General features: G+C 64.9%; 9 protein-coding genes. 6 read left to right on the top strand and 3 right to left on the bottom strand.

Annotated features, from left to right (window positions below; translation table 11 throughout):
- Window positions 1-1,430 (top strand): amidase (locus tag VGH98_16940; protein HEY2377662.1); only part of this gene is annotated, 1,430 nt, incomplete at its 5' end.
- A gap of 279 nt (window positions 1,431-1,709) precedes the next feature.
- On the opposite strand, the gene VGH98_16935 is transcribed toward VGH98_16940, so the two are convergent.
- Window positions 1,710-1,865 (bottom strand): hypothetical protein, encoded by a 156-nt coding sequence (locus tag VGH98_16935; protein ID HEY2377661.1) that lies wholly within the window; start codon window positions 1,863-1,865, stop codon window positions 1,710-1,712.
- Window positions 1,866-1,994: 129 nt separating this feature from the next.
- Here VGH98_16935 and VGH98_16930 point away from each other — a divergent pair, with 129 nt between their 5' ends.
- Both VGH98_16930 and VGH98_16925 read left to right on the top strand, forming a co-directional pair.
- On the top strand, window positions 1,995-2,231 hold the full coding sequence (locus VGH98_16930) for a hypothetical protein (protein ID HEY2377660.1): 237 nt from the start codon (window positions 1,995-1,997) through the stop codon (window positions 2,229-2,231).
- Between the two features lie 94 nt (window positions 2,232-2,325).
- Window positions 2,326-2,496, top strand: coding sequence for a hypothetical protein (locus tag VGH98_16925; protein ID HEY2377659.1), 171 nt, complete (start codon window positions 2,326-2,328; stop codon window positions 2,494-2,496).
- A gap of 399 nt (window positions 2,497-2,895) precedes the next feature.
- Here VGH98_16925 and VGH98_16920 read toward each other — a convergent pair whose 3' ends face one another.
- Window positions 2,896-4,251, bottom strand: coding sequence for an ankyrin repeat domain-containing protein (locus VGH98_16920; protein HEY2377658.1), 1,356 nt, complete (start codon window positions 4,249-4,251; stop codon window positions 2,896-2,898).
- Window positions 4,252-4,801: 550 nt separating this feature from the next.
- On the opposite strand from VGH98_16920, the gene VGH98_16915 reads away from it, so the two are divergent.
- The 3 genes from VGH98_16915 (at window position 4,802) to VGH98_16905 (ending at window position 10,338) form a co-directional block, all read left to right on the top strand.
- Window positions 4,802-5,182 carry a helix-turn-helix transcriptional regulator gene (locus VGH98_16915; GenBank protein ID HEY2377657.1) on the top strand — a complete coding sequence of 127 codons (381 nt, stop codon included), beginning with the start codon at window positions 4,802-4,804 and terminating at the stop codon, window positions 5,180-5,182.
- A complete protein-coding gene (locus VGH98_16910; GenBank protein HEY2377656.1) occupies window positions 5,179-7,848 on the top strand; it encodes an ABC transporter permease in 2,670 nt (889 codons plus the stop codon). Before VGH98_16915 ends, VGH98_16910 begins: the two co-directional genes overlap by 4 nt.
- 69 nt (window positions 7,849-7,917) lie before the next feature.
- On the top strand, window positions 7,918-10,338 hold the full coding sequence (locus tag VGH98_16905; GenBank protein ID HEY2377655.1) for an ABC transporter permease: 2,421 nt from the start codon (window positions 7,918-7,920) through the stop codon (window positions 10,336-10,338).
- 73 nt (window positions 10,339-10,411) lie between these two features.
- On the opposite strand, the gene VGH98_16900 is transcribed toward VGH98_16905, so the two are convergent.
- Window positions 10,412-10,801, bottom strand: a complete 390-nt coding sequence (locus VGH98_16900; protein HEY2377654.1) for a hypothetical protein — start codon at window positions 10,799-10,801, stop codon at window positions 10,412-10,414.
- Window positions 10,802-10,836 lie beyond the last annotated feature (35 nt).

Below are 10,836 nucleotides of genomic sequence, written 5' to 3'. Positions count from 1 at the left end.
GCTTCGTTCGCAGCGCCATCGATCCTGGCCCGCTGCCAACGAACGACGCCGATATCGCCTACGCTCCGGTCACGCAGCTCTCGCGCTGGCTCGAGACGCGCAAGCTCACCTCCACTCGCCTAACGCAGATCTACCTCGATCGCATCCAGCGCTACGACAGCAAGCTGCGATGCATCATTACTCTCACGCGCGACGCCGCACTCGCGCAGGCCAAGCAAGCCGACACCGAAATCGCGGCCGGGAAGTATCGCGGTCCACTCCACGGGATTCCGTACGGCGTGAAGGACCTGCTCGACACGGCGGGCATCGCGACGACCTACGGCGCCGAGCCGTTCCAGCATCGCGTGCCTAACGCCGACTCGGCGGTCGTGGCGCGGCTCAAGGCCGCGGGCGCGGTACTCATCGCGAAGTTGAGCATGGGCGCGCTCGCGCTCAACGACATCTGGTTCGGCGGCCAGACGATGAACCCGTGGCTGCTCGAGGAGGGTGCGTCAGGGTCGAGCGCTGGTCCAGGCGCGGCGACCGCTGCGGGGCTCGTCGCTTTCTCGATAGGCAGCGAGACCGGCGGAAGCATCGTGAGCCCCAGCATGCGCTGCGGCGTCACCGGATTGCGTCCGACGTACGGCCGCGTGCCACGAACCGGCGCGATGACGCTCTGCTGGTCGCTCGACAAGCTCGGGCCAATGACGCGCAGCGTGGAAGACACGATGCTCGTGCTGCACGCCATCAGCGGTCCGGACGCGGGAGACGTTGCGAGCGTGCCGTCACGACTCGACTTCGATGCCAGTGCGCCGATAAAAAAACTGCGCGTCGGGTACATCGAGAGCTGGATGAAAGAAGCGCCGGCGACGGACGTCGACCGCGCGACGCTCGAGGCTATGCGAAAGCTGGGTATGGAGCCGACGCCGATCACGCTCGCCGACTGGCCTTACGATTCGCTCAACGTAATCCTCTTCGCCGAAGCAGCAGCGGCTTTCGAGGAACTGACGCTGAGTGGTCAGGCGGATCAGCTCAAGGTGCAGGTTCCCGACGCGTGGCCCAACCTCTTCCGCGAGGCGCGCTATCTCTCGGCCGTCGATTTCGTGCAGGCCGATCGCCTGCGTCGCAAAGTGGCCGGCGAGATGGCGCGCGTGATGTCGCAGGTGGATCTCCTGCTCGTACCGTCGCTCCGAGACGAGATGCTCGTCATCTCGAACAACACGGGTCATCCGTCGCTGACGCTGCGGACGGGTTTCGTCCAGGTGGCCGAAGCGCGAAGCGATTGGGCGCCCGACCCAGCGCATCCGTTACCAAAGTTCTCACCTCCGCGGCGAGTGCCGCACGGAGTGACTCTGATCGGGCAGTTGTTCGCCGAAGGAACCATTGCGCGCGCGGGACTCGCGCTCGAGCAATCGCTCAACGTCGCAAGCGAGCGGCCGCCGGGCTTCTAAGTGATTTTCGTGAGAGAAATCTTCATGGCAAGGGATGCTGGCCACCATGCCAAAATTGGTTCATCGGGAAATGTCGGGACGAGTCGCGTCGAGGCCGAGCTCCAGAAGCGAGAGGTGAGTTATGAGATCGGGCCTTTTCGATGTGGCACTCCGGCCTCTCACCCACCATCTGCTCGCAGCTGGGCTCGACGTCGTGGGTGAGAGGCCCGCAACGCCTCACGGAGTAGGCCGGATCTCACCACTGACTTTTCGAGCCTCGAGCTCGCGCTCCACGCAGACTTAGCGGGACACCACCGTATCGGTCAACGCGCCGAGGAACGCAACGAGCTCCCGTGTCTCGGAGAACAACCGCATCTGAGGCCGCTCACCACTCGCGATGCCGCTGCCGATCCGCTGAGTGGGGCGTTCGATTTTGCGGCGGTAACGGGTTTTCATTCGGCCGGTAGTTCGAACCCTACCCTCGGCCGCAGCAAGGGAGCCCGCCTTCTGGCGGGCTCTCTTGTTATGACCCCGAGGTGATGCCGGACACTTCCACTTGCGACTTGGCAGGGCAAGTTGTTGCTCATGCCAGACAACGACGCCTCCGCGCTCATCCGCGTTGCGCAGCGAGGCGCGCGCGAGCTCGTGATTGAAGGCTTGCCGTGGCGCGTTTATGAGCTTCCGCCGACGGTTTTCGATCGTCGCACGTCGCCCTCGTTGGTGTTCGAGAGTGACGGTGTGGTGCGACGAGTGCGGAACTACCCCTCCGAGTGGCGAGCGCTGGCCGACGACGTCTTATTCGCGCTCAGCTGGAACGCGTGACGGTCGAGCCTGGTCACGAAAATTTGGGACACGGACCACGCGCGAGACCAATTCATGCAGAATGCTCCCACTGCACACCGAACAGGAGCTTCTCATGGCACATTCGCACGAATTCGACTGCAAGGTCTGCGGCGCGCATCTCGACTCGCGTGAGGATCTCGACAAGCACAATCGCGAGAAACACACGAATCAGGCGCAGAGCGGGCAATCGAGCTCGAGCTTCTCGAGTGGTTCATCCTCCGGTGGGTCGCGTAGTCCGAGCTGAGACGCGACCGAGCGAGCGGTCTGTCCGTTCGCGTGAACGTATGACAGCAGCCCCGCCCGGCGCGCTTACGCCTGGCGGGGCTGGTTGCATTGCCTAACGGCTGCACCCTCCAACGCTATCGAAGTCCAAGCCCTGCGGCAATCCGGTCCGCCAGGCCGTCGACCGCGTCGAGGAATTCTCTCGCGAGGCGGGCAAGGCTGTATTGAACCTCCGAACCAGTTTCTGGTCGCGGCGCCACGAAATGCCGAGGTGGTGGCGGGTCGGTCGCGGTGTCGACCGCCGGCTTCGCCTCGTCGAGGGACGCGTAGTCTGGGCTGAGCCAATCAGGTGGCTCGGGCCTATTGTCGTCTGCTTCGGGCATAGTCATATGAACGTACACCGCGCCTGGTTGGTGTCAGGCTACTCCTGATAGAAGAGCAGTTCGTAACCGTTCAGGTCGAGGATGCTGAACTGCCGTCCTCCATAGAAGGGGTCGTAGATGTCCTCGACGAACTCGATACTCTGGTGAACCGATGCGTCGCCGGCGAGCGAGGCGCGAGCCGCCTCGAGCTGGCGCGACTTGAGTAATTGATAAAGCTCATCAATCCGGTCGGTGTAGAACCACAGGCCCGCGTCGTGCCGGCCAACTTTGCCGTGCATGTTGAGCATGAGCTGCGCGCCCCCGAAGGACAGAAGCCCGAAATTGGCGACGCCACTATCCCCATAGCGCGCCACCTCCGTGAACCCGATCGACGTGTACCAGTCGAGCGCCGTCGCGACGTCTGGCACGGTGATCATCGGGACGATCCTGGTGATCGAGCCTGAGAGTTTGCTCATTCCCTGTGTGAACGATGGCGTCGAGATCGTCGGTGGTTGCTTGGCTCCGGCAGCGTGGAGGCGGCGCATCGCTTCCTGATCGCCGCGCAGCATCGCCACGGCGAGCGCGGTCTGTCCGCCGTCGTCTTCGGCCTCGAGGTCGGCTCCGAGCTCGATCAGGAGATCGAGCAGGTCGTAGCGCTTTCGGCTCATCGCAAAATGCAGTGGCGTGAGGCCGTGCTCGAAACGCGACATGCGTCTGTCGAGCGCATCGGGATGCTCCTCGACGAGTGCGCGAATGAGATCGGGATCGCCAATCGACATTGCCGAGAAGATGTGATGGTGCGCGCCACGCTCCAGCAGCAGGGGGACGACGTCCGGCCGCTCATCCTCCTGCTCGGGATGGAAGTACGTGGCCCAGCCGATGACGTCGAGCTGGTGCAGGTCACCGAGACCGTGGACGTCACCGCCGGCGTCGAGGAGAGCGCGCACGGTCTCGATATGTCTGGCCGCAGCGGCCCAATGGAGTGGGTACGTGTTGTCGCCGGCCTCGCGTGCATTCGGATCCGCGCCATGTTCGAGCAACAGGAGCACCGCGTCGAGGTGGCCACGACGGGCCGCCGAGTGGAGCGCGGTCCATCCGCCGTGCGGCTCATTAGTGTTTGCTACTCGAACGAGTGATGGATCTTCCGCGATGAGCTGGCGCATGCGCTCGACGTCGCCCTCGGCGCATGCATCGAAGAAGACAGCGAATCGATCCTTCTCCCGCTTCGCGATCTCGGCTTTGAGGGCCCGCCAGCTGGAGAATCCGTAGTCACGCGCGACGGCGAGGAGTGCCGTTGCGAGCTTGGCGTGCGGATCAGTGTGTCGGAGGTCGCGCAGCCGCTTCTTGGCGACCTTGCGCAGGTACTCGAGCGAGGGGCGCTCGGGCAGTGAGTGGGGCTGCTCTGGGCTGGTCATAGACGCCTTCCTTCCATGTGGCGCCCGGCGTCCGCGTCACTCGGGCTTGGAAGTCAGGGTCTCGAATTGTCGACGCACGTCGTCGGGTGGGTTGGACCCTTTACGCGGACCGTCGGCCGCCCTTACGGCCGTCAGAGAATTCTATGGCGTCCTGGCAATGTCCACCAGCGTCCGACTTGTCACATGGCTCTTGACGGCGCTATAGCATGGCGCGATATACCGTGCGACGGTATATCAGCGACATGTCGATAGCAGGAGCGGGGTCGCTCCGGGGCACTATGACAACACTGGGATCATCGCGGAATTTCGGGAAAGGGCGTGAGCTTGAGATTCGAGATGGCTCGCGGCTCGAGCTCGATCTCGCAGCTCGTTGCTGCCTTCTCGTGGCTCGGAGCTGGGCTCGCTGATGGTGGGTGAGAGGCCTGAGTGCCACATCGAAAAGGCCGGAGCTCATTACTCACGTCTCGCTTCTGGAGCTCGCCCTCGACGCGACTCGTCCCGACATTCCGCGAAGAACACCGTCCACTAGTTCACGACTCCTGACGACACCATGAGCGATACCGACTCTCGACTCCCCGCTCCGCTCTCGACACAGGTCTTTCACATCCTGTTATCCCTCGTCGACGACGATCTGCACGGCTACGCGATCATCCAGGACGTCGCCTCGCGAACGGACGGCGGCCTACGTCTGACCGCGAGTACGCTGTACGCCGCGGTGAAACGGCTGCTCGAGAGCGGGTGGATCGAGGAGCGCACGACGCGTCCCGCCGGCGCGCCGACTGACCCGCGGCGGCGGTATTATCGCCTGACGAGGCTCGGCCGCGATGTCGCACGCGCCGAGGCTCGGAGACTCGAGCAACTCGCGGCAATGGCCCGCGCCAAGCGGCTCCTGCCGCCGTTAGGCGCCAGCGCCAAGGGGGCACGCGCATGACCGACTACCGACTGACGGGCGTACTCCGCGCGTATCGGGCGATTCTCGCGATGCTTCTGCCCGCGGACTTCCACCGGAAGTTCGCGCATCAGATGATCGCTGTCTTTGCCGAGCTGGAAGCCGAGGCTCGCCAGCGAGCCGGCCGCCTGGGTGCAATCGGCGCGCTCGTTTCCGAGCTGCCCGGCCTCACGCGACTCGCGCTCCGCGAGCGGCGAGCCGAACGAGTGAGCCGATCTCTCTCTCCCGGCGCTCGATCGACGGGCCAGGGCATGTTCGAGTCGCTGCTCCAGGACGTTCGCTACGGCGCGCGCTCGCTGCGTCGCAGTCCGGGATTCACCATCGTTGCCGCACTGACGCTCGCGTTAGGCATCGGCGCGAATACCGCGATCTTCAGCGTCGTGGACGGCGTGTTGCTCCGCCCGCTCGCGTTTCGTGACCCGTCGCGGCTCGTCGCTGTCGGCGAGCAGTCGTCGAGCGCGCCAGGCGCGGTGTCGGTGACCTCGCCCGCCAATCTGTTCGACTGGCAACGCAGCTCACGAACGATGCGCATCGCCGGCTTTGCCGATCGGTCCGGGACTCTGATCGTACACGGCGAGCCGCAGCTGCTCGACGGCACGCAGAGCATTGGTGGTATGCTGCAGGTGTTAGGCGTGCCCCCGCTCTTTGGGCGCCTCCTCAGTGAGGCGGACGAAGATCCGGCGTCGCCGCCGGTAATCGTGTTGAGCTACGCTACGTGGCGCGATCTCTTCGGCGAGGATCGAACCGTTCTCGGGAAGAGCATCGCCGTGGACGGGACGCCGCGGACGATCGTCGGCGTGATGCCGCCGGACTTTTCATTCATGGGGGAACCGTCGGCATTCTTCGTCCCCGCGCACTTCGATGCCGGCTTTCGCGCGAACCGCGATCAGTATTTCATTCAAGCGGTTGGTCGCCTTGCGGATGGTGCGACGCTCGAGGAGGCACGTGTCGAGATGGAGACCGTCGCCGCGCGGCTACGTCGCGATTGGCCCGTCTTCGACACCAACCTCAAGATCGCCGTCCAGCCCTTGCAGGAGACACTCGTCGGTAGCTCGCGAACGAGTCTCCTCGTTCTGATGGGCGCGGTCGGTTTTGTTCTCCTCATCACCTGTGTGAACCTGGGCAATCTGCTTCTTGCGCGCGCAGCGATCCGCCGCCGCGAGATTGCCGTGCGGCAGGCGCTCGGCGCGGGGCAGGGGCGCGTCGCGCGCCAGCTGTTGACGGAGAGTCTCTTGCTCGCGCTCATCGGTGGAGCGCTCGGCGTCTCGATCGGAAAATTGTTCCTGGAACTGCTGCTCGCCGCTCCCGTAACGAGCAACTTGCCGCGCGCGAGTGAAATCGCGCTCGACGGCAGGGTGCTCGCGTTTGCGTTCGTCGTATCGATGGTCGCGGGATTCTTGTTTGGCGTCGTGCCGGCGTTGCAACTGTCTCGGGGCTCGTCCAGCGAGGTGCTCCGCGACGGATCGCGTGGGAGCTCCAGCCACCAGTGGACGCGGAGCGTGCTCGTCGTGGCCGAAGTGGCGCTGGCGATGGTGTTGCTGGCCGGCGCCGGACTGCTTCTCCGCAGCTTCGCGTTGCTCCAGCGAGTGGATCCCGGCGTTAGGCGCGAAGGACTGCTGACCTTCAGCATTCGCCTCTCGCAGCCGAACCCCACCTTCTTTCCGCGGGCGCTCGCGCGAATCGAGGCGTTGCCGGGTGTGCGCGCCGCCGCTCTCGTGAGTCAGTTGCCAGTCACGGGCCGCGGGATCGGCGCGTGGTTGAACCGGATCGATCGCCCATTGCCGGCGGGCGTGAATCCAACGGGCGAGGCCTATCGCGTGGTGACGCCAGAGTACTTCTCGACGATCGGGATCGTGCTCGAGCGCGGTCGTCTGCTTCAGTCGACGGACAGCAAAGACGCGCCGGCGGTCGTCGTGAACGCCGCGCTCGTCCGAAAGTATTATCGCGATGAGGAGCCGTTAGGCAAGCCAATCTACCTCGGCGCGCCCGACAATCGCCTCTTTCAGCGCGCCTCGATTGTCGGTGTGGTGTCGGACACGCGCGACGCGGGACTCGGGAACAGCCCTCTGCCTACGGTCTACATTCCCACGACGGTGATGCCGTGGTGGAATCGGTTCTCCTTCGTCGTGCGAACGCAGCAGGATCCGATTGCGGTCGCATCGGCCGTGCGCGCGGCCGTTCGGGAGATCGACGCAACGCTCCCGGTGCGCGACATGCAGACGATGGAAACAGTATTATCGACCGCCATCGCGCCGGCGCGTTGGTCGACCGCGCTCCTGGGCGTGTTCGCCGGCATCGCGCTCGTGATCGCGGTGCTTGGGGTGTTCGGGGTGTTGTCGTACATCGTGACGCAGCGCACGCGCGAGCTCGGCATCCGTATAGCGTTAGGCGCGGCGCCTGGCCAGGTGAGACGAATGGTCGTGCGTCGCGGACTGGCGCTCGGGGGCGCGGGCATCGCGGCTGGTTTCGTCGCGAGCGTGTTGCTGACGCGATTCATGGCGTCGCTGTTGTTCGGTGTGACGCCGACCGACCCGCTCACGTTCGCTGGAGTTGCGATGCTGCTGGCGCTGGCGGCGGTGCTCGCCAGCTATCTGCCCGCGGCGCGCGCGACGCGCGTCGACCCGATGTGCGCGCTCCGCGCCGAGTGAGAACACCATCAGGGCTTGTCTTTCGGCGTCTGCTGCTGATATTTCAGCACAACCTTTGCGAGCGCGAGTATGGACCTCCTCTATCAGGACCTTCGCTATGCGCTCCGCGCGCTTTCGCGGAGCCCGGCCTTCACGATCGCGGCCGTGCTCGCGATCGCGTTGGGCGTCGGCGCCAACACCGCGATGTTCTCGGTCGTGAACACGGTCCTGTTACGCGAGCTGCCGTATCGCGATCCACAGCGGTTGGTCCTCCTCTGGGAGCACAATTTCAGCAGCAAGCAGCTTCACAACTCGATCTCGCCGGCGAATTTTCTCGCCTGGCGTGACGCGACGCATTCCTTCGACGCCATGGCGGCATGGGTCGACACCCCCGGATCGATCACGGGTGGCGACCAGGAGCCGATGTCGCTCGACGTGCGTCATATCTCCGCCGAGGTGTTCTCGATTCTCGGCGTGAAACCCGAGCTTGGTCGGGCGTTCACGGTCGCCGAAGACGATCCGAGAGCGCCGCGAGTGGCCGTCATCAGCCATGAGCTGTGGCGGGAGCGGTTTGGCGCGCGGGCCAGCGTGATTGGCGAGCCCTTCAGCCTCGGCGGCGTGCAGTACACCATCGTCGGCGTGCTGCCTAACGGCTTTCGCTATTTCACTCCCGTGCAACTCTGGGTACCGATCCGCTTCCGCACACAGGATCGCAGCTGGTCGGGTCGTTACCTCAAGGTCATCGCTCGCCTCAAGGCCGGCGTATCGGTCGAGCGCGCCGATGCGGAGATGCGCCTCGTTGCTCAGCGGCGCGCGGCGGAGTTTCCACAGTTCGACGCGAACTGGACGGCCAATGCGCAGCCTTTGCGCGAGAATCTCACCGGCGACGTACGCACGGGCCTTCTCGTCCTGCTCGGCGCCGTCGGCTTTCTCCTCGTGATCGCCTGCGCGAACGTGGCAAACCTGATGCTTGCGCGTGCGAGTGCACGGCAGAAGGAGATCGCAATTCGTGCGTCGCTTGGCGCAACGAGGACGCGCCTCGTGAGGCAGCTACTGACGGAGAGTGTGTTGCTGTCGCTCGTCGCATCGCTGCTCGGCCTGGGGCTCGCGGCGCTGGGGACGCGAGCAATCGTGGCGCTGATCCCGGCTTCGTTCCCGGCGCAGGCGATCACCGACGTGGGCATCGACGGGCCTGTGCTCGCGTTCACGTTCGCGATCGCGCTCGCCACCGGGCTTGCCTTCGGGATCGTTCCGGCGCTCAATCTCTCGCGCGGCGCATTGCACGGCAGCTTGAAGGAGGGTGGACGAAGTGGCGCCGGATCGACACGGGGAACGGCTCGACTGCGAGCCGCGCTCGTCGTCGCCGAAGTGTCTCTGGCGATCGTGCTGCTCGCCGGTGCGGGTTTGATGATTCGGTCATTCGCGGCGCTGCGTCACGTGCCGTTAGGCTTCGAACCGAGCCATGCGCTGGTGGCCAAGGTCTCGATCCCAACGCGAAAGTACCGCAGTGACACCGCGCAGGTGGAATTCTTTCGGGAGCTCGAGTCGCGAATTGCCGCGCTGCCAGGGGTGCGGGCCGTCGGAGCGATCAGCTTCCTGCCGCTCACGGGCGAACGCTCGGCGAGCGATTTCAGTGTGCCGGGACGGCCGAAACCGCCCAAGGGGGCCGAGCCGGTCGGCGACATGCGCGCCGTGACGCCGGGCTATTTCCAGGCGATGGGCATTCCGATCAAGGCGGGCCGTCCTCTCACCGCCGCCGATTGGATGGGGATGCCCGACGTCGCCGTGGTGAGCGAGACCCTGGCGCGAACGATCTGGCCTAACGAGAGCGCAGTGGGGAAGTTCATCGATTACCAATGGGATCGGCAAGAGCACGTGCAGATCGTTGGCGTCGCTGGGGATGTGCATCACGAAGGGGTGGACAAGCAGCCGTTCATGGAGATCTACCGGCCGCTTCCCCAGTTCGCCTACGAGGGGATGACCCTCGTCGTTCGCACTGCGGGCGACCCGTCGGCGCTCGCGACCTCGCTGCGGGAGACGGTGCACTCGATCGATCGGGATCAGCCGGTGGGGCGTCTCGAGACGATGGACGAGCTGGTGAGTACGTCGTTAGGCGCGAGCCGCTTGAGCACGATGCTGTTTGGATTGTTCGGGCTCGTCGGACTCGTGCTCGCGTCCGTCGGTATTTACGGAGTGATGTCGTACGGCGTCATCCAGCGCACGCGCGAGTTCGGCGTGCGGATGGCGCTCGGCGCGCGCGCGACCGACGTGCTGGTCATGGTCGTGCGCCAGGGGACAAGGCTGACGCTGATCGGGATTGTCGTCGGGCTTGCGGGTGCGTTCGCCCTCACGCGATTGATGCGAACGCTGCTGTTCGGGGTCACGCCCTCGGACCCGCTCACCTTTCTCGGCATCGCGGTGTTGCTCGGCGCGGTGGCACTCCTGGCGTCGTATCTGCCGGCACGGCGCGCGACGCGAGTCGATCCGGTGATTGCCTTGCGCGACACATGAGTGCTTTGGGCAGAGAGTTGAGGGTATTCACAAACCCTCTACCCTCTACCCTCTACCCTCTACCCTTTACCCTCTACGTGTCGTCAGACGGATTGTCGTAGACCGGCGGCAGGATGGCCGACAGCACTTGGGCCATCTGTTCCCATCCCGTCGCGAGCTCACGACGGAGCGGCGCGAGCTGCTCGTCGCCGGAGTCGGCCAGGTCGCGAATCAAGTCGCGAATCGTCTCGATGCGTGCGAGCCACCCGTGCGTGATCTTTCGCGGATCATCAGGCGGCAGCGCGTCGTTCGCGAGGCTGATGAGCGCGAAGATCTCGTCGGTTCCCGTGACTTTGACGGTCTCGCCGTTAGGCCCCTCGATGACGATGTAATCGATTCGGTCGACGACATCGAGCGAGATGGGGCCTGATCGGCGAACCTTCCATTCTCCGGGTTCGAGAGCGGGGCGGATCGCGTCGGTCATATATGGCAAAGGTATACCGGGCGCAGGTGCGGGGC

Source organism: Gemmatimonadaceae bacterium, from assembly GCA_036496605.1.
Classification (GTDB): domain Bacteria; phylum Gemmatimonadota; class Gemmatimonadetes; order Gemmatimonadales; family Gemmatimonadaceae; genus AG2.
Note: the sequence above shows the minus strand (reverse complement) of the source record. Positions and strands in the feature narration are given on the sequence as shown.

What these genes read in the sequence shown, in the direction of transcription:
- VGH98_16935 (HEY2377661.1), bottom strand. Translation starts at nt 1,865, where the DNA reads ATGAAAACCCGTTACCGCCGCAAAATCGAACGCCCCACTCAGCGGATC.
- VGH98_16930 (HEY2377660.1), top strand. Translation starts at nt 1,995, where the DNA reads ATGCCAGACAACGACGCCTCCGCGCTCATCCGCGTTGCGCAGCGAGGC.
- VGH98_16925 (HEY2377659.1), top strand. Translation starts at nt 2,326, where the DNA reads ATGGCACATTCGCACGAATTCGACTGCAAGGTCTGCGGCGCGCATCTC.
- VGH98_16920 (HEY2377658.1), bottom strand. Translation starts at nt 4,251, where the DNA reads ATGACCAGCCCAGAGCAGCCCCACTCACTGCCCGAGCGCCCCTCGCTC.
- VGH98_16915 (HEY2377657.1), top strand. Translation starts at nt 4,802, where the DNA reads ATGAGCGATACCGACTCTCGACTCCCCGCTCCGCTCTCGACACAGGTC.
- VGH98_16910 (HEY2377656.1), top strand. Translation starts at nt 5,179, where the DNA reads ATGACCGACTACCGACTGACGGGCGTACTCCGCGCGTATCGGGCGATT.
- VGH98_16905 (HEY2377655.1), top strand. Translation starts at nt 7,918, where the DNA reads ATGGACCTCCTCTATCAGGACCTTCGCTATGCGCTCCGCGCGCTTTCG.
- VGH98_16900 (HEY2377654.1), bottom strand. Translation starts at nt 10,801, where the DNA reads ATGACCGACGCGATCCGCCCCGCTCTCGAACCCGGAGAATGGAAGGTT.